The sequence below is a fragment of the Mycobacterium sp. PSTR-4-N genome (assembly GCF_022348085.1).
Taxonomy (GTDB): Bacteria; Actinomycetota; Actinomycetes; order Mycobacteriales; family Mycobacteriaceae; genus Mycobacterium.
Map to the genome: position 1 here is coordinate 12,424 of NZ_JAKRFN010000015.1, position 18,273 is coordinate 30,696.

The following is an 18,273-nucleotide window of genomic DNA, read 5'->3' on the forward strand; positions in this document are numbered from 1 at the left end:
GGGGGCGTGAGCGGTCCCCTGACTCCCAGCGATGAGGTCGTCGATCTCGTCAGTTCCTTGATCCGCTTCGACACCTCCAACACCGGTGAGCTCGCCACCACCAAGGGCGAGGCCGACTGCGCCCGCTGGGTCGCCGCCCAGCTCGAAGAAGTGGGTTACACCTGCGAATACGTCGAGGCCGGCGCACCTGGCCGAGCCAATGTGTTCGCCCGCCTGGAGGGTGCCGACCGGTCGCGAGGCGCCCTGATGCTGCACGGCCACCTAGACGTCGTCCCCGCCGAGGCGTCCGACTGGAGCGTGCACCCCTTCTCCGGCGCCGTCGAGGACGGCTACGTGTGGGGCCGTGGCGCGGTCGACATGAAGGACATGTGCGGGATGATCATCGCGGTCGCCCGCCACTTCAAGCGTGCCGGCATCACCCCGCCCCGCGACCTGGTGTTCGCGTTCGTCTCCGACGAAGAGGCCGGCGGCAATTACGGCTGCAAGTGGCTCGTCGAGAATCGCCCCGACCTGTTCGACGGCGTCACGGAGGCCGTCGGCGAGGTCGGCGGCTTCTCGCTCACCGTGCCCCGCCGCGACGGCGGTGACCGGCGCCTCTACCTCATCGAGACCGCCGAGAAGGCCATGATGTGGATGCGGCTGACCGCCCGCGGACGCGCCGGGCACGGCTCGATGGTGCACGAGGACAACGCCGTCACCGCCGTCGCCGAGGCCGTCGCGAAACTCGGCCGTCACCAGTTCCCGATCGTGCTGACCGAATCGGTGGAGCAGTTCCTCGCCGCGGTCAGCGAGGAGACCGGCTACACCTTCGACGCCACGTCACCCGACATCGAGGGCGCGGTCGCCAAGCTCGGCGGCATCGCGCGCATCGTCGGCGCCACGCTGCGTGACACCGCCAACCCGACGATGCTCAAAGCGGGGTACAAGGCCAACGTCATCCCCGCCACGGCGGAGGCCATGGTCGACTGTCGGGTGTTGCCGGGGCGGCTCTCCGCGTTCGAAAAAGAGGTCGACGAGATCATCGGTCCCGACGTCAAACGCGAGTGGGTCACCGAACTACCCTCGTATGAAACACCTTTCGACGGTGAGCTGCTCGAGGCTATGAACGCGGCCATCCTGGCCACCGACCCCGACGCGCGCACCGTGCCCTACATGCTCTCCGGCGGCACCGATGCCAAGCACTTCGCCCGGCTGGGCATCCGCTGTTTCGGGTTCGCGCCGTTGCGGCTCCCGCCCGAGCTGGACTTCGCGGCGTTGTTCCACGGCGTCGACGAACGGGTACCCGTGGACGCGTTGACCTTCGGCGCGCAGGTGCTCGAACACTTTCTCCTGCACAGCTGACCACCGACTGAAAGGACTGTCTCGCCATGGCGTTCGACTACGACCCGTATTCCTTCCTCCCCGAACTGCCCACATTCACGGTGACCTCGCAGTCGTTCGAGGACGGCGACGCCTGGGGGAACGAGCAGGTCAGCGGGATCATGGGCGCCGGTGGTGAGGACGTGTCGCCGCAGCTGAGCTGGTCGGGCTTCCCGGAGGAGACCCGCAGCTTCGCGGTCACCGTCTACGACCCCGACGCGCCGACAGGTTCGGGGTTCTGGCACTGGGCGGTGTTCAACCTGCCGGCCACGGTCACCGAGTTGCCGGCCGGTGTCGGCGACGGCAGCAGCCAGGGCTTCCCCGGCGACGCGGTCACACTGTCCAACGACGCCGGGCTCAAGCGCTTCATCGGCGCCGCCCCGCCGCCGGGACACGGACCGCACCGCTACATCGTCGCCGTGCACGCCGTCGACGTGGAGAAGCTCGACGTGCCCGCCGATGCCACACCGGCCTACCTGGGCTTCAATCTGTTCAGCCACGCGATCGCCCGCGCAATGATCACGGGGACCTACGAAATCAAGGGTTAATCGGACGCCGAGCCGACGGCCTCGCTAAGACTGGTGAAACCGTTGGCGCGCAAGCGTTCTGCGACACCCTCGTTGACGGATCTGGCCCAGGAGCCGCCACCGTAGACGAAGCCGGTGTACCCCTGCAGCAGGGACGCGCCGGCGGTGATGCGTTCCCACGCATCGTCGGCGGTCTCGATCCCGCCCACGCTGATCAGCACCAGGGAATCGCCGACCCGCCGCTGCAGCCGCCGCAGCACCTCCACGGAGCGGCGCGCCACCGGCGGTCCGCTCACCCCGCCGGCGCCCAACTCCGCAACCCCGGGCGTGCGCAGCCCGTCGCGCGAAATCGTGGTGTTGGTGGCGACGATCCCGGCCAGCCCGCAGTCCACCGCCAGGTCGGCGACGGCGTCGACATCGTCGTCCGCCAGATCGGGTGCGATCTTGACCAGCACCGGCGCCGACGTGGCGGCGACGACCCCGTTGAGAATCGGGCGCAGGGATTCGACCGACTGCAGATCGCGCAGCCCAGGGGTGTTCGGTGAGCTGACGTTGACCACCAGATAGCTGCACAGCGGTCCGAGCAGCCGCGCGCAGTCGGCGTAGTCGTCGACCGCGTTCTCCGGCGGTGTGGTCTTGTTCTTGCCGATGTTGACCCCGATGGGGACCGCCGGACTGGAACGCGCCAGCGTGCGCACCAACGCGGATGCGCCATGGTTGTTGAAACCCATCCGGTTGAGCAGCGCCCGATCGTCCGGCAGCCGGAACAGTCTCGGCGCGGGGTTGCCCGGCTGCGGTCGCGGCGTCACGGTGCCGACCTCGGCGTGCCCGAATCCCAGCGCGCCCCACGTGTTCGCGCCCAGCCCGTCCTTGTCGAAACCGGCGGCCAGCCCCAGCGGCGCCGGGAACCGCACTCCGAAGACGGTGGTGGCCAGCGCGGGGTCGTACTGAGAGTACCTGCGTGCCAACGCTTCTCGCGTCAACCGGGGAGTGGTGGCACCGCGGAGGGCGGCGAACACGACGTGGTGGATCCGCTCGGGCGGCACCAGGAACATGGCGCGCCGCAGCGCTGCGTACATCACAGCGCCGGCTGACCGGGTTCCTGCGTGGAGTCACCACGCTTCTTGCGGCGCAGCAACACCCGTCGGCTGCCGTCGGTGTAGAGCCGCACGCGGGTCAGTTCCCAGCCGCGATATTCGGCCTCGATCGACAGCCGCACCGACGCGCTCACCCGCGTCATGTCGGGTGGCAGACGCAGCGGAATCCACTCGTACTCACCGGGATCGTCGGCGACCGCTTGGCTCCACGCCGCGGGCATCCGTCCTCGCGAGCCGGCGCTCATGGCGTCGCTTTCGGGATCACCTGGACACCGTCGCCCGCGCCGGACACCACGTACAGGGTGTCCGACCCATCGTCGAATGCCAGCGTGTTCGGTTGCCGCACGGTTCGATATCGCACCTTCTCGACGGGGATGCCGGTCGCCAGATCGTAACCAACGACCGTGTTTGTCGCCGTCTGGGCAACCCAGGCGAGTCCTGTTTTCTTCCCGGCGCCCGACGCGGTCAGCCCGTAGGGCGCGTCCGGGACGGGGTAGCGCTGACGCAACATCAGCGGATTCACCCCGTAGACGAGCAGTTCACCGCCCCGGGTGTCGGCGACCAGGACCCGACCATTGGGGTCGGCGGCGATCGTGGTGGCGCCGTCGCCGGCGCGCAGCGCCAGATCAGCGCTGGTGCCCTCGGTGTCGAGGCTCGTCACCGATGTCTGTCCGCGGTCGAGCACCACCGCGGTGTCGCCCTGGGTGACGATGCCGTCGACCCGGGCGAAGATCTTCAACGACGCGGCGACCTGGTCGTCCGCGGCCAGCGTGTAGACCGTGCCGCCGGCATCGCCGAGCACCACCTGCCCGTCGCTGCGCCGCGCGATCGCGGTGAACTCCGCGTCTTCGTGCCCGGTCACCGGCATCCGGGAGACGGCCCGCGTCGCGACGTCGACCACGGCGTACGCGCCGCGCATCGCGACCGCCACGCGACCGGGGCCGTCGGCTGTCAGTGCGGTGGCGCCGCCGGCGAGCGGGACCGAGGTCGCAGCGCCATCCGGGTCCATGATCGTCAGCGTCGCGCGGTCCGGCCCCTCGGCGCTGAGCATCACGAGCGCGCGGGTGGACGGATCGACGACCGCTGCGAACACCCCGGCGGGGGACGGGCGAACGCTTCCTGCCGGCGTGCCGGTGACCGGCGGCGAGTCAGCGGCGTGCGCCGGTGAGATGGTCGGCGGGGGCGTGGCCGCCTTGTCCGACGAACACGCTGCTACCAGCAGGATTGCCAGCGTCACCAATCCGTGACGAAACGGCTGAGAAAGTCGGTTTGAACCGCGCTGCACTGGGTAGCTCTCCGTCGTGCGTTCAGATCTTGATCGAACTGCCAGTGTAGGCGTCGAGAAATTTGCGTCCGGAGAGGACTTTCGGCCCTATCCAGTCCGTGCGAACGGCCCGGCGGGCGTATGGTACATACCATGACGCTGGCCATGGACCGCAGCGCGAGCCTTCACGGGTTCGTGCTCGAGGACATCATCACCGGTGTACATGCCAGCGGCTTCGGCCAGGTGGGGGACGGGCGGAGCTTCTCGTTCTACATCGAGCGCCATGAGCTGGTGGTCGAGATCTACCGGCCCCGGCTGCGTGGGTTGGTCCCGCAGCACGAGGACATCGTGGCCGTGGCCACCCGCAAGCTCACCGACATCGATCTGACCGACGAGCGGAGCATGGCGGCAGCCGTGCGCGATGCCGTCGCCGCAGCGCATCCGGTGGCGCGGAACGGACGCTGACACCGCCCCACGGTACGGTCGTCGACGTGACTGACGTCCCCGCCATGTCGTGGCTTCAGGTCGTTGTCCTCTCGGTCCTGCAGGGCCTGACCGAATTCCTGCCGGTGTCGTCGTCGGGACATCTGGCCATCGCGTCCCGGGTGTTCTTCGACGACGATGCCGGTGCGTCGTTCACCGCGGTCAGCCAGCTCGGTACCGAGGCGGCGGTGCTGCTCTACTTCGCCCGGGACATCGGACGCATCCTCAAGGCCTGGTTCAACGGCCTCTTCGTCGCGGCGCACCGCACGGCTGACTACTGGCTCGGCTGGTGGGTGATCATCGGCACCCTTCCCATCGGCGTCGTCGGCCTGCTGTTCAAGGATCAGATCCGCACCGGCGCACGCAACCTGTGGCTCGTGGCCACCGCGCTGATCGTGTTCTCCGTTGTGATCGCCGCGGCGGAGTACTACGGCCGCCAGGCCCGCCGGGTGGAGCAGCTCACGTGGCGCGACAGTGTCATCGTCGGCTTCGCGCAGTGTCTGGCGCTGGTTCCGGGGGTATCCCGCTCGGGTGCCACGATCAGCGCCGGCTTGTTCCTCGGGATGGACCGCGAACTCGCTGCGCGTTTCGGGTTCCTGCTTGCGATCCCCGCGGTGTTCGCCTCCGGGTTGTTCTCGCTGCCCGACGCCTTCGCGCCGGTGAGCGAGGGCATGAGCGCCACCGGGTCGCAGCTGCTGGTCTCCGTCGTCATCGCGTTCGTCGTCGGCTTCGCGGCGGTGGCCTGGTTCCTGCGATTCCTGGTCCGTCACAGCATGTACTGGTTCGTCGGCTACCGCGTGGTGCTGGGCACGGTGGTGCTGATCCTGCTCGGCACCGGGGTGGTCGCGGCGACATGACCGTTCTCCTCCTGCGGCACGGGCGCTCGACGTCGAACACCGCTCACACGCTCGCCGGCCGGTCCGAGGGCGTGGACCTCGACGACCGCGGCCGCGAACAGGCCGAGGCGTTGGTCGAGCGGCTCGGCTCGCTGCCGATCCGGGCGATCGTGCGCTCGCCGCTGCTGAGGTGCGAACGCACCGTCGAGCCGCTGGCCGCCGCACTGGGCCTCGCGCCGGTCGTCGACGAGCGGATCGTCGAGGTCGACTACGGGTCCTGGACCGGACGCTCGATCGGCGAGCTCGTCAAGGAGCCGCTGTGGGCCGTCGTGCAGCAACAGCCCAGTGCCGCGGTGTTTCCCGACGGGGAGGGCCTCGCGGCGGTGCAGGCGCGATCGGTGGCCGCCGTGCGCGACCACGACCGCCGGCTGGCCGCCGAGCACGGCGCCGACGTGCTGTGGGTCGCCTGCACCCACGGAGATGTCATCAAATCCGTGCTGGCCGATGCGCTCGGCACGCACCTGGACAGCTTCCAGCGCATCAACGCCGATCCTGCGTCGGTCAGCGTGATCCGCTACACCGCGGTGCGACCGTTCGTGATCCACGTCAATCACACCGGTGCTGCGTTGAACTCCGCGCTGACGGCCCCGCCGGCGGCGGAGGACGCCGGTGCAGAGAAGACCGGCGAGGTCCCCAGTGGTGACGCCGTGGTCGGCGGTTCAGCCGGATGAGCCGCGCACGGTATTTTGGACCCTGTCATGTCCCGTGAAATCCATGTCTTCCGCACGCCCGACCGCTTCGTGGCCGGGACCGTCGGGGAGCCCGGAAACCGGACGTTCTACCTGCAGGCGGTGCACGACACCCGCGTCATCTCGGTGATCTTGGAAAAGCAGCAGGTGGCCGTGCTGGCCGAACGGATCGCGGCGCTTCTGCTCGAGATCAACCGCCGCTTCGGGACTCCGGTCCCACCCGACACCGGTGAGGTCGACGATCTGAGCCCGCTGGTGACGCCGGTCGACGCGGAGTTCCGAGTCGGGACGATGGGACTGGGCTGGGATTCGGAGGCGCAGACGGTCGTCGTGGAGCTGCTCGCGGTCTCCGACACGGAGTTCGACGCGTCGGTGGTCCTCGACGATGCGGAGGACGGACCCGACGCGGTGCGGGTCTTCCTGACCCCTGAGTCCGCGCGTCAGTTCGCCACCCGGTCGAACCGGGTCATCTCGGCCGGCCGACCCCCGTGCCCGCTGTGCGACGAACCTTTGGACCCCGAGGGCCACATCTGCGTCCGCACCAACGGCTACCGGCGCGGCGCGCTGGCCGAGTCCGACGATGACGACGATCTCTGAGGTCCTCGAACGCGGCGAACTGAGTGTCCTCGGACGCATCCGCTCCGCGAGCAACGCGACCTTTCTGTGCGAGGCGACACTGGCCGGCGAGGTCGTCCACTGTGTCTACAAGCCGGTGCGCGGAGAGGCTCCGCTGTGGGACTTCCCCGACGGCACGCTGGCCGGCCGGGAGGCGGCGTCGTACCTGATCTCCGCGGCGTTGGGATGGAACCTGGTGCCCCACACCATCGTTCGCGACGGGCCCGCCGGCCCCGGCATGGTGCAGCGCTGGGTGGACCAACCCGGTGACGGGATCGGTGACGACGGCGACGAGACCGCCGAGCCCACCGGTCCCGATCTGATCGACCTCGTGCCCGCGGGCAAGGTGCCGCCGGGCTTCCTGCCGATCCTGCAGGCCTACGACTATGCCGGCGACGAGGTCACGCTGGTGCACGCCGACGACGACCGGCTGCGCCGGCTCGCGGTGTTCGACGTTCTGATCAACAACGCCGACCGCAAGGGCGGGCACGTCCTGAGCGGTGTCGACCGTCGGGTGTACGGCGTCGACCACGGCGTCACGTTGCACACCGAGGACAAGTTGCGCACCGTGCTGTGGGGGTGGGCGGGCAAGCCGGTCGACGATCAGACGCTGACCGACATCGAGGCGCTCGGTGACGCCTTGCGGGGCGACCTCGGCGCCGAGCTGTGTTGCCACATCACCCCGCGGGAGGTCGCCGCGCTGCGCGCCAGAGTGGCTGCGCTGCTGCGTGATCCGGTGATGCCGACACCTGATCGGCGCCGGCCGATCCCATGGCCGGCGTTCTGATGGGCTCTCCTGATCCCGTGGAGTCGACCGACGCAGAGCTGGCCGCGACCGTGGCCGCCGAGGCCGGTGAGCTGCTGCTGTCGATGCGCACGCAGTACGGGTTCTACGACCCCTATGAGCTCGGCGACGCCGGTGACATGCGCGCCAACACGCTGATCCTGGATCGGCTGCACCGCGCCCGCCCCGGCGACGCCGTGCTCTCCGAGGAGGCCGCCGACGACGTCTCCCGCGTCCATGCCGACCGGGTGTGGATCGTCGACCCCGTCGACGGCACGCACGAGTACTCGATGCCCGGCCGGGCGGACTGGGCCGTGCACATCGCGCTGTGGCAGCGCACCCACGAGAGCGGGGGAGCGATCACCGACGCCGCGGTCGCGCTGCCCGCACGCGGCGAGGTGTACCGCACCGACACGGTCACGCCGCCGCCGCCCCGCGCCGACGGCCCCATCCGCATCACCGCCAGTGCCAGCCGGCCGCCGGCGGTGCTGTGGCGCATGCGCGACGAGCTCGACATCCAGCTGGTGCGCATCGGTTCGGCAGGCGCCAAGGCGATGGCGGTGGTGCGCGGCGACGTCGACGCCTACATCCATGCGGGCGGTCAGTGGGAATGGGACTCCGCGGCACCCGCCGGCGTGCTGTGGGCCGCGGGCCTGCACGCCACCCGGATCGACGGGTCCCCGCTGATCTACAACCGGCGGGACCCGTATCTGCCCGACCTGCTGATGTGCCGTCCCGAAGTGGCCGCTCCGCTGCTCGAGGTCATCCGGTCGGTGCCCCGACGTTGACGGTGGCGGGGAATGAATCGGCCCGCGGCGTTGTCGCAGACCCTGATGTCTAGAGTCGATGCCATGAAATCGTGGTCGGCGCCGAGTGTTCCGGTGCTCGCAGGTCGGGGCCCGCAGTTGCGGCTCTACGACAGCGCCGACCGTCAGGTGCGGCCGGTCAGCGCCGGTGCCACCGCGAGCATGTACGTCTGCGGGATCACCCCGTATGACGCCACGCATCTGGGCCACGCGGCCACCTACCTGACGTTCGACCTGGTGCACCGCGTCTGGCTGGACAGCGGACACGACGTGCACTACGTGCAGAACATCACCGACGTCGACGATCCGCTGTTCGAACGCGCGCAGCGGGACGGCATCGGCTGGCGCGAGCTCGCCGACCGGGAGATCGACCTGTTCCGCGAGGACATGGCCGCGATGCGCGTGGTGCCGCCGCGCGAGTACGTGGCCGCCACCGACGCCGTCAGCGAGGTCGTCGAGGTCACCGAGAAGCTGCTGGCCTCGGGTGCGGCCTACGTGGTGGACGATGCGCAGTACCCCGACGTCTACTTCCGTGCCGACGCCACCGTGCAGTTCGGCTACGAGTCGGGCTATGACCGCGACACCATGCTGACGCTGTTCGCCGAGCGGGGCGGCGACCCCGACCGGCCGGGCAAGGCCGATCCGCTCGACGCCCTGCTGTGGCGGGCGCAGCGTCCCGGAGAGCCGAGCTGGCCGGCGCCGTTCGGACCGGGCAGGCCGGGCTGGCACGTCGAATGCGCAGCGATCGCACTGAGCCGTATCGGCACCGGACTCGACATCCAGGGCGGCGGAAGCGATCTGATCTTTCCCCATCACGAGTTCTCCGCCGCCCACGCCGAATGTGTCACGGGCGAGCGGCGATTCGCGCGTCACTACGTACACGCCGGCATGATCGGGTGGGACGGCCACAAGATGAGCAAGAGCCGCGGCAACCTGGTGCTGGTGTCCCAGCTACGCCGCGACGGCGTCGAGCCCGCCGCGATCCGGCTCGGATTGTTCGCGGGCCACTACCGCGAGGACCGGTACTGGAGTCCCGCGGTCCTGGAGGAGGCGCAGCAGCGCCTGCATCGGTGGCGCAGCGCCACCGCGCTGGCCGGCGCGCCGGACGCCGCGGACGTCGTCGCCCGGGTCCGGCAGTACCTCGCCGACGATCTCGACACCCCCAAAGTCCTTGCGGCTCTTGATGGTTGGGCAACCGATGCGCTGTCCTACGGCGGCCACGACGCCGCGGCGGGCGGCACGGTCGCGACGGCGGTCGACGCGCTGCTGGGCATCGAACTTTGAACCCTGTGCAGTAGGTTGCCGCTATGGCATCCGTGGCAGGCAAGACCGCATTCATCACCGGAGGCGCACGGGGCGTCGGTGCGGAGGTTGCGCGCCGGCTGCACGCCCGCGGCGCGAACCTCGTGCTCACCGATCTCGACGAGACCCCGCTCGGGGAGATGGCCGAGGAACTGGGTGCCACGCGCGTGAGCACCGAGCTCGTTGACGTGCGCGATCTCCCGGCGATGGAGGCGGCTGCGGCGCGTGCGGTCGAGCGCTTCGGCGGTATCGACATCGTCGTCGCCAACGCAGGTATCGCGTCGTACGGGTCGGTGCTGCAGGTCGACCCGGACGCCTTCCGCACGCTGATGGACGTCAACGTCACCGGGGTGTTCCACACGGTGAGAGCGACGATGCCCGCCGTCGCGGACCGTCGCGGCTACGTGCTGATCGTGTCCTCCCTGGCTGCATATGCGGCGGCGCCGGGGCTGGCGGCCTACAACGCCTCCAAGGCGGCCGTCGAGCACTTCGCCAACGCGCTGCGCCTCGAAGTGGCCCATCGCGGCGTCGCCGTCGGATCGGCGCACATGTCGTGGATCGACACCCCGATGGTGCAGGACACCAAGGCCGACTTGTCCACCTTCAGCGAGTTGGTGAGCAAGCTGCCCTACCCGTTGAACAAGACGACCTCGGTCGAAGCGTGCGGCGAAGCGTTCGCCGCCGGCATCGAGGGCCGCAGACGTCACATCGACTGCCCGCGCTGGGTCGGGGTGTTGCGGCTGCTCAAGCCGCTGCTGTCGACCCCGGTCGGGGAGGCGCCGGTACTCCGGTTCGTCCCCGACCTGCTGCCCCGAATGGACGCCCAGGTCGCGGCGCTGGGCCGGTCGATGAGCGCGCGTATCAAGGAAGTGGAGAAGCCCCGGTGACGCAGGCCGATCTGGTCCTCTCCGGTGGCGGAGTCAAGGGGATCGCGTTGGCCGGGGCAGTGGCGGCGCTGGTCGATGCGGGCTATACCCCGCAGCGGGTGTCGGGTACCTCGGCCGGTGCGCTGGTCGGCTCCCTGGTGGCTGCGGCCGCGCAGCGCGGCGAGCTGTCCTCGGCGTTGCTCGCCGACCTCGCGATCAGCATCGACTACCGGCGGTTCCTGGACCCGGGGCCGATCGAACGCATCCCGGTGCTGGGTCCGGTGGCCGGCGTGCTCAGCGGCGACGGGATCTACCGCGGCGACGCGCTGCACCGCTGGGTGGGTGAGCAACTGGCCCGCTTCGGCGTCGAGACGTTCGCCGACCTGGCGATCGACGATCCGCAGCTGCCACCCGAACAGCGCTATCGGTTGGTGGTCACCGTCGCCGACGTCACGCGGGGCCAGCTGGTGCGGCTGCCGTGGGACTACCGACGGGTCTACGGCCTCGACCCCGACCGGCAGCCGGTGGCCGATGCGGTGCGTGCCTCGACGGCCATTCCGTTCTTCTTCCGCCCCGCGACGCTGACCGCCGCGGACGGCCGCAGGTCGACGCTGGTCGACGGTGGGCTGCTGTCGAACTTCCCGATCGATTCGCTCGACCGCACCGACGGGCAACCGCCGCGGTGGCCGACGTTCGGGGTGACGCTGCTGCCCACGCTCCCTGCGGACAACGAGCAGGTCATCCCCGCGTTGCGGCCGGTGCATCTGTTCGGCGGCCCGACCCTGCTCGAACAGGTGATCACCACGACCCTGGTCGGTCGCGACCAGGCCTACCTGGATCAGCCGTGGGTCAGTGCCCGAACCATCCGCATCGACACCCAAGACGTCGGTGTGCTGGATTTCGACCTGTCGGAGTCTGCGAAGTCGGCCCTCTACGACGACGGCGCACGGGCCGGCCGGACGTTCCTGAGCACCTGGGACTGGGCGGAGTACCTGGCGCGATTCCGGTAGGCGCTACCGGCCGCGCCTGCGCAGGTAGCGCTCGAACTCCGCGGCCAACGCGTCACCGTCGATCTTGCCCAGCGCCTCGTTCATGTCGACCTCGGCGTCGCCGCGCTCCTCGAGCGACTGCACGTACTCGGCGATCTCGTCGTCCTCGGCGGTCATCTCGCTGACCGCCTGCTCCCACTCCTCCGCTTGGGCCGGCAGGTCGGCCAACGGCACCTCGATGTCGAGGACGTCCTCGACGCGGCGCAGCAGCGCCACGGTCGCCTTCGGGTTGGGCGGCTGCGACACGTAATGCGGCACGGCCGCCCAGAACGTCACCGCCGGGATGCCGGCCTGGACACAGGCGTCCTGGAACACGCCGGCGATCCCGGTCGGTCCCTCGTAGCGGGTCTCCTCGAGGCCGAACGTCTTCGCCGAATCCGAGGAGTAGGCCGCACCCGACACCGGCACCGGGCGGGTGTGCGGGGTGTCGGCGAGCAGCGCGCCGAGGATGACCACGGTCTGCACATTGAGTTTGTCGGCGATCGCCAGCAGTTCCGCGCAGAACGTGCGCCACCGCATGTTCGGTTCCACACCGTGCATCAGCACGATGTCGCGGTCGGCACCCGGCGGTCGGCAGTGCGAGATCCGCATCGAGGGCCACACCAACTCGCGGGTCACGCCGTCGATCTGCCGGATCACCGGCCGGTTGACCTGGTAGTCGTAGTAGGACTCGTCGTCGATCTCGACGATCGTGTCGGCCTCCCAGATCGCGTCGAGATGCTCGACGGCATCGCTGGCCGCGTCACCCGCGTCATTCCAGCCCTCGAACGCCGCGACGACGATGGTGTCGCGCAGGTCGGGCAGGTCAGGTCGCTTGGGACCGCCGAAATCCGGGTGGGTCACCAATCCAGCCTAAGCCCTCCGGGGGCCAGATGACGGGCATCGACCCGCCCCCCGGTGCAGTACCGGCGGCGTTCTGCGAAATAGGCTCGACAGCACGCGGGTTGATCCCTGCAAGCCACCACCGCCAGGCGTCCTGAAGTCGGTTGTGCTCTCGACGTAGACTCATCCACGTCGAGAGGCGTTGCAACGGGTACCGGTCGTTTCCGCCGGTATCCGCCACGCTCGGCAGAGTCAAGGACGCCTTCCGTCAAGGAAGGAGTGCACGTGACTGCTGCTACAGCAACTGACTTCACGCCGAACGTCCGCCCGGACTGCACCGAAGAACTGCGCGCGGCGCTGCGCGAACGCATCCTGGTGATCGACGGTGCGATGGGCACGGCGATCCAGCGTGACCGGCCCGACGAAGAGGGCTACCGCGGCGATCGGTTCACCGAGTGGCCGACGGCACTGCAGGGCAACAACGACCTGCTCAGTCTGACGCAGCCGCAGATCATCACAGGAATCCACCGCGAGTATCTCGAGGCGGGCGCCGACATCCTGGAGACCAACACGTTCAACGCGAACGCGGTCTCGCTCGCCGACTACGACATGGCGGATTTCAGCTACGAGCTGAACTACACCGGCGCGGCGCTGGCCCGCACCGCGGCCGACGAATACAGCACACCGGAGCGGCCCCGGTACGTCGCCGGTGCGATCGGACCGACGACGCGGACCGCGTCGATCTCGCCCGACGTCAACGACCCCGGTGCCCGCAACGTCTCCTACGACCAGCTGGTCGCCGCCTACCTCGAGGCGGCCAACGGCCTGGTCGACGGCGGTGCGGACCTGCTGATCATCGAGACGATCTTCGACTCGCTGAACGCCAAGGCGGCGGTGTTCGCCGTGGAGACGCTGTTCGAGGAGCGGGGCCGCCGCTGGCCGTTGATCATCTCCGGCACCATCACCGACGCGTCCGGCCGCACCCTCTCGGGTCAGGTCACCGAGGCGTTCTGGAACGCGATCCGGCACGCCAGGCCGCTCGCGGTGGGCCTGAACTGCGCGCTGGGTGCGCCCGAGATGCGGCCCTACATCACCGAGGTGGCCCGCATCGCCGACACCTTCGTGTCCTGCTACCCGAATGCCGGTCTGCCCAACGCGTTCGGCGAATACGACGAATCGCCGGAGCGGCAGGCCTCCTACATCGCCGAGTTCGCCGAGGCCGGCCTGGTCAACCTGGTCGGCGGCTGCTGCGGCACGGCACCGCCGCACATCGCCGAGATCGCCAAGGTCGTCGACGGCAAGCCGCCCCGGGCGCTGCCCGAGATCCCCGTCGCGACCCGGCTCTCGGGCCTGGAGCCGCTGAACATCACCGAAGACTCGCTGTTCGTCAACATCGGTGAGCGCACCAACATCACCGGGTCGGCCCGGTTCCGCAACCTGATCAAGGCCGAGGACTACGACAGCGCGCTGTCGGTCGCGCTGCAGCAGGTCGAGGTCGGGGCGCAGGTCATCGACATCAACATGGACGAGGGCATGATCGACGGCGTCGCCGCGATGGATCGCTTCACCAAGCTGATCGCGGCCGAACCCGACATCAGCCGCGTGCCGGTGATGATCGACTCCTCCAAGTGGGAGGTCATCGAGGCGGGCCTGAAGAACGTGCAGGGCAAGCCGATCGTGAACTCGATCTCGCTCAAGGAGGGCGAGGAGAAGTTCGTCCGTGAAGCGCAGCTGTGCCGCAAGTACGGCGCCGCCGTCGTCGTGATGGCGTTCGACGAGCAGGGCCAGGCCGACAACCTGGAGCGCCGCAAGGAGATCTGCGGCCGGGCCTACCGGATCCTGACCGAGGAGGTCGGCTTCCCCGCCGAGGACATCATCTTCGACCCGAACTGCTTCGCGCTGGCCACCGGCATCGAGGAGCACGCCACCTACGGCATCGACTTCATCGAGGCGTGCGCCTGGATCAAGGAGAACCTGCCGGGTGTGCACATCTCCGGCGGCATCTCGAACGTGTCGTTCTCGTTCCGCGGCAACAACCCGGTCCGCGAGGCCATCCACGCGGTGTTCCTGTTCCACGCCATCAAGGCCGGCCTCGACATGGGCATCGTCAACGCCGGGGCGCTGGTGCCGTATGACTCGATCGATCCCGAGTTGCGCGACCGCATCGAAGACGTCGTGCTGAATCGGCGCGAGGACGCCGCGGAACGGCTGCTGGAGGTCGCCGAGCGGTTCAACAAGACCGACAAGACCGAAGAGGCGAGCGCTGCCGAGTGGCGCTCGCTGCCGGTGCGCGAGCGCATCACGCACGCGCTGGTCAAGGGCATCGACGCCCACGTCGACGACGACACCGAGGAATTGCGGGCCGAGATCGATGCGGCGGGCGGCCGGCCGATCGAGGTCATCGAGGGTCCGCTGATGGACGGCATGAACGTCGTCGGCGACCTGTTCGGCTCGGGCAAGATGTTCTTGCCCCAGGTGGTGAAGTCGGCGCGCGTGATGAAGAAGGCCGTCGCCTACCTGCTGCCGTTCATCGAGGCGGAGAAAGAAGCCTCGGCGACCAAGAGCAAGGACACCAACGGCACGATCATCATGGCGACGGTCAAGGGCGACGTCCACGACATCGGAAAGAACATCGTCGGAGTCGTCCTGCAGTGCAACAACTACGAGGTCATCGACCTCGGCGTGATGGTGCCCGCGCAGAAGATCCTGGACGCGGCCAAGGAGCACGACGCCGACATCATCGGGCTGTCCGGGCTCATCACCCCGTCGCTGGACGAGATGTCGAACTTCGCCGTCGAGATGGAGCGTGAGGGGCTCGAGATTCCGCTGCTGATCGGCGGTGCGACCACGTCGCGCGCCCACACCGCCGTGAAGATCTCGCCGCGGCGAAGCGGGCCGGTGGTCTGGGTCAAGGACGCGTCCCGCTCGGTGCCGGTGGCCGCTGCGCTGCTCGACGACAAGCAGCGCCCGGCGTTGCTGGAAGCGACCGAGAAGGACTACGCCTCACTGCGGGAGCGGCACGCGCAGAAGAACGAGCGGCCGATGCTGACGCTGGAGAAGGCGCGGGCCAACCGCACGCCGATCGACTGGGACGGTTACACGCCGCCGGTACCGGCAATCGGTGCGGGAATCAGGGACTTCAGCGACTACGACCTGGCCGAGCTGCGCGAGTACATCGACTGGCAGCCGTTCTTCAACGCCTGGGAGATGAAGGGCCGTTTCCCCGACATCCTCAACAATCCGGCCTCCGGTGAGGCGGCCCGCAAGCTCTACGACGACGCCCAGGAGATGCTCGACACCGCGATCAAGGAGAAGTGGCTGACGGCCAACGGCGTCATCGGCTTCTTCCCGGCCAACGCCGTGGGAGACGACGTCGAGGTCTACACCGACGAGAGCCGTGACGAGGTGCTGACCACGCTGCGCAACCTGCGTCAGCAGGGCGAGCACCGCAATGGCGTGCCGAACCGATCGCTCGGTGACTTCATCGCGCCGAAGGACACGGGATTGGCCGACCACATCGGCGCGTTCGCCGTCACCGCCGGGCTCGGTAGCGGGGACAAGATCGCAGAATTCAAGAAAGCCAACGACGACTACAGCGCGATCCTGCTGGAGTCGCTCGCCGACAGGCTGGCCGAAGCGTTCGCCGAACGGATGCATGAGCGGGTCCGCAAGGAGTTCTGGGGCTATCAACCCGACGAGCATCTGGACAACCAGGAGCTGATCGGCGAGAAGTACGTCGGAATCCGGCCTGCGCCGGGATATCCGGCGTGCCCGGAGCACACCGAGAAGGTGACGCTGTTCGATCTGCTGGACGTCACGAAGCGGACCGGCATCGAGCTGACCGAGTCGATGGCGATGTGGCCCGGCGCCGCCGTCAGCGGCTGGTACTTCTCGCATCCGCAGTCGCAGTACTTCGTGATCGGGCGGCTGGCCCAGGATCAGGTCGCCGACTACGCCCGGCGCAAGGGCTGGACGCTCCCCGAGGCCGAACGCTGGCTCGCCCCGAATCTGGGGTACAACCCGGAGGACTGATCAGGTGACGAAGGTGTTCGACCGACTCGACGAGTCGCTACGCGAGTTCATCGCCGCCCAGGCGGTGTTCTTCGTGGCGACGGCGCCGTCCGACGGTGGCCGGATCAACTTGTCGCCCAAGGGGTATCGCGACACGTTCACGGTGCTCGACGACCACACCGTGGCGTATCTCGACCTGTTCGGCAGCGGCGCGGAGACGATCGCACATCTGCGGGACAACGGCCGGATCACCCTGATGTTCTGCTCGTTCACCCGGCAGTCCCGCATCCTGCGGCTCTACGGCACCGGTCGGGTCGTGCGCCCGGACGATGCCGAGTTCGACCGCGTCGCTGCGTGTTTCGATGTGCAGCATCCTGGGCTGAGGGCAGCCGTCGTCGTCGATGTCGAGCGCATCGCCGATGCGTGCGGCTTCGCCGTGCCGTACTACGAACTGGTCGGCGACCGACCCGTACTCGACGACTACCACGCCAGGGTGGACGAGCAGAAGTTCGCGCGGCGCATCGCCGGCGACAACGGGAGCAGCATCGACGGGCTCCCGGCGCTGGACCCCGACCACCCACTGCCGCGTCAATCCTCGTAGAGGACGACGTTGTCGGTCACCGCGTTGCGGGGGATGTCGAGGAAGTTGGCCGCGAACGTCGGGTCGCCGTAGCCGATGCAGATGCCGCACAGGACGGCCAGCTCCTCGGGGATGTCGAGGACCTCGCGGGCCACGTCGGGGTAGAGCGCGGTGGACACCTGCACGCAGGAGTCGAGTCCGCGGTCGGTGAGCGCCAGCAGCAGGGTCTGCAGGAACATGCCGACGCCGAGTGCGTCGGGCATCCCGAGGTCTCGGTGCATGCAGACGATTCCGGCGACGGGTGCCCGGAAGAAGTCCCAGTTGCGCAACTGCGCGTTCCAGCGCCCGTCGGCATCCTCTCGCGCGACGCCCATCGCGCCGTAGATGAGGGCGCCGAGCTGGCGGCGCAGATGGTTGTGGGAGTCGGGTATGCCCATCGTGGGCGGCCGGCTCTGCCGCACCGCGGCCGCGAGCGCGGCGGCGAGGCGGTCGCGCCGGGAGCCGGTGGCCAGGAACAGCCGCCATGGCTGCACGTTGGAGTTCGACGGCGCGCGCATCGCCAGGGCCAGTGCCTCGTTCAGCAACTCCTGTGGAACAGGCTTGTCGCGCAGGAACATTCGTGTCGAATGCCGACGCCGGATGATCTGGTCGAGGTGGGAGTCGGTCATGGTGCCTCCTGTCCGGCCGCAGGCACGCGGCGGTCCTTGCGGGCCTCGAGTTCAGCATCGTCGACCAGCACGAACATGTCGACGCCCGGCCGGCACAACATCGTGACCAGGAAACGCAGCGGCACGTCGTCGCGGTGGTTGCCGTCCGAGTAGTGGATGACGTCACCCCCGGGCTCCCAGAACGCCTGACCGGCCGTGACGACGCGCGGTTCCTCGCCCTCGAGTTCGAACCACATCTCACCCTCGAGGACGTACCCGAAGCACGGTCCGCCGGGGTGGCGGTGCGGCGGGGCGCCTTTGTCGCCGGGCCCCCACTCGATGATCGCGGTCATCGCTTCGGCGTTCTGCGGGAGGTGCGGCGGGGTGACGGACTGCACGACCGTCATCGCGGTCATGAGTCGCTGGATCTGATCAGACGCCTGGTCGGACATCGGGGACCTCTTTTCGTTGTCGTC

19 protein-coding genes are annotated in these 18,273 nt (G+C 68.9%); 13 read left to right on the top strand and 6 right to left on the bottom strand.

All coding sequences use genetic code 11. The features are described from left to right. The first annotated feature begins 6 nt into the window (after positions 1-6). Both MHN84_RS18975 and MHN84_RS18980 read left to right on the top strand, forming a co-directional pair. On the top strand, positions 7-1,341 hold the full coding sequence (locus MHN84_RS18975; RefSeq protein WP_241206052.1) for a M20/M25/M40 family metallo-hydrolase: 1,335 nt from the start codon (positions 7-9) through the stop codon (positions 1,339-1,341). 26 nt (positions 1,342-1,367) lie between these two features. Next, positions 1,368-1,907 (top strand): YbhB/YbcL family Raf kinase inhibitor-like protein, encoded by a 540-nt coding sequence (locus MHN84_RS18980; RefSeq protein ID WP_241206053.1) that lies wholly within the window; start codon positions 1,368-1,370, stop codon positions 1,905-1,907. Here the strand turns inward: MHN84_RS18980 and MHN84_RS18985 are convergent. Genes MHN84_RS18985 through MHN84_RS18995 form a run of 3 tightly spaced genes read right to left on the bottom strand, consistent with a single transcriptional unit; the run spans position 1,904 to position 4,220 of the window. Then, positions 1,904-2,965 carry a quinone-dependent dihydroorotate dehydrogenase gene (locus MHN84_RS18985; RefSeq protein WP_241206054.1) on the bottom strand — a complete coding sequence of 354 codons (1,062 nt, stop codon included), beginning with the start codon at positions 2,963-2,965 and terminating at the stop codon, positions 1,904-1,906. The two genes, MHN84_RS18980 and MHN84_RS18985, sit on opposite strands and share 4 nt — an antisense overlap. Next, positions 2,965-3,228: a DUF5703 family protein gene (locus MHN84_RS18990; RefSeq protein ID WP_241206055.1), complete on the bottom strand. Its 264-nt coding sequence runs from the start codon at positions 3,226-3,228 to the stop codon at positions 2,965-2,967. The genes MHN84_RS18985 and MHN84_RS18990 overlap by 1 nt, the downstream gene beginning before the upstream one ends. Next, a complete protein-coding gene (locus MHN84_RS18995; protein WP_374238390.1) occupies positions 3,225-4,220 on the bottom strand; it encodes a hypothetical protein in 996 nt (331 codons plus the stop codon). The genes MHN84_RS18990 and MHN84_RS18995 overlap by 4 nt, the downstream gene beginning before the upstream one ends. A gap of 180 nt (positions 4,221-4,400) precedes the next feature. Between MHN84_RS18995 and MHN84_RS19000 the strand changes: the two genes are divergently transcribed. The 9 genes from MHN84_RS19000 to MHN84_RS19040 all read left to right on the top strand — a co-directional run bounded on the left by MHN84_RS19000 (position 4,401) and on the right by MHN84_RS19040 (position 11,698). After that, positions 4,401-4,712, top strand: coding sequence for a hypothetical protein (locus tag MHN84_RS19000; protein ID WP_241206057.1), 312 nt, complete (start codon positions 4,401-4,403; stop codon positions 4,710-4,712). 44 nt (positions 4,713-4,756) lie between these two features. Continuing rightward, entirely contained in the window at positions 4,757-5,587 is an 831-nt protein-coding gene (locus MHN84_RS19005; protein WP_241206175.1) for an undecaprenyl-diphosphate phosphatase, read from the top strand. Further along, complete coding sequence (locus MHN84_RS19010; protein WP_241206058.1) at positions 5,584-6,297, top strand: MSMEG_4193 family putative phosphomutase; 714 nt, start codon at positions 5,584-5,586, stop codon at positions 6,295-6,297. The genes MHN84_RS19005 and MHN84_RS19010 overlap by 4 nt, the downstream gene beginning before the upstream one ends. 27 nt (positions 6,298-6,324) lie before the next feature. Beyond that, a complete protein-coding gene (locus MHN84_RS19015) occupies positions 6,325-6,912 on the top strand; it encodes a DUF3090 domain-containing protein (protein ID WP_241206059.1) in 588 nt (195 codons plus the stop codon). After that, complete coding sequence (locus MHN84_RS19020; RefSeq protein ID WP_241206060.1) at positions 6,896-7,717, top strand: SCO1664 family protein; 822 nt, start codon at positions 6,896-6,898, stop codon at positions 7,715-7,717. Before MHN84_RS19015 ends, MHN84_RS19020 begins: the two co-directional genes overlap by 17 nt. Further along, positions 7,702-8,502: a 3'(2'),5'-bisphosphate nucleotidase CysQ gene (locus MHN84_RS19025; RefSeq protein WP_241206061.1), complete on the top strand. Its 801-nt coding sequence runs from the start codon at positions 7,702-7,704 to the stop codon at positions 8,500-8,502. Before MHN84_RS19020 ends, MHN84_RS19025 begins: the two co-directional genes overlap by 16 nt. 63 nt (positions 8,503-8,565) lie before the next feature. Then, entirely contained in the window at positions 8,566-9,804 is a 1,239-nt protein-coding gene (gene mshC / locus MHN84_RS19030; RefSeq protein WP_241206062.1) for a cysteine--1-D-myo-inosityl 2-amino-2-deoxy-alpha-D-glucopyranoside ligase, read from the top strand. A gap of 23 nt (positions 9,805-9,827) precedes the next feature. After that, a complete protein-coding gene (locus MHN84_RS19035) occupies positions 9,828-10,709 on the top strand; it encodes an SDR family oxidoreductase (RefSeq protein ID WP_241206063.1) in 882 nt (293 codons plus the stop codon). Next, the gene (locus MHN84_RS19040; protein ID WP_241206064.1) at positions 10,706-11,698 is read left to right on the top strand and encodes a patatin-like phospholipase family protein; all 993 of its coding nucleotides are present in this window, start codon (positions 10,706-10,708) and stop codon (positions 11,696-11,698) included. Before MHN84_RS19035 ends, MHN84_RS19040 begins: the two co-directional genes overlap by 4 nt. 3 nt (positions 11,699-11,701) lie before the next feature. Here the strand turns inward: MHN84_RS19040 and MHN84_RS19045 are convergent, their stop codons facing one another. Next, positions 11,702-12,580, bottom strand: coding sequence for a PAC2 family protein (locus MHN84_RS19045; RefSeq protein WP_241206065.1), 879 nt, complete (start codon positions 12,578-12,580; stop codon positions 11,702-11,704). Between the two features lie 264 nt (positions 12,581-12,844). On the opposite strand from MHN84_RS19045, the gene metH reads away from it, so the two are divergent. Together metH and MHN84_RS19055 are read left to right on the top strand one after the other, a co-directional pair. After that, entirely contained in the window at positions 12,845-16,591 is a 3,747-nt protein-coding gene (gene metH / locus MHN84_RS19050; protein ID WP_241206066.1) for a methionine synthase, read from the top strand. Between the two features lie 4 nt (positions 16,592-16,595). After that, a complete protein-coding gene (locus MHN84_RS19055; protein ID WP_241206067.1) occupies positions 16,596-17,171 on the top strand; it encodes a pyridoxamine 5'-phosphate oxidase family protein in 576 nt (191 codons plus the stop codon). Here MHN84_RS19055 and MHN84_RS19060 read toward each other — a convergent pair. Next, positions 17,159-17,818 carry a nitroreductase gene (locus MHN84_RS19060; RefSeq protein ID WP_241206068.1) on the bottom strand — a complete coding sequence of 220 codons (660 nt, stop codon included), beginning with the start codon at positions 17,816-17,818 and terminating at the stop codon, positions 17,159-17,161. The genes MHN84_RS19055 and MHN84_RS19060 overlap by 13 nt on opposite strands. After that, positions 17,815-18,249 carry a cupin domain-containing protein gene (locus MHN84_RS19065; RefSeq protein ID WP_241206069.1) on the bottom strand — a complete coding sequence of 145 codons (435 nt, stop codon included), beginning with the start codon at positions 18,247-18,249 and terminating at the stop codon, positions 17,815-17,817. Before MHN84_RS19065 ends, MHN84_RS19060 begins: the two co-directional genes overlap by 4 nt. Between the last annotated feature and the right edge of the window lie 24 nt (positions 18,250-18,273).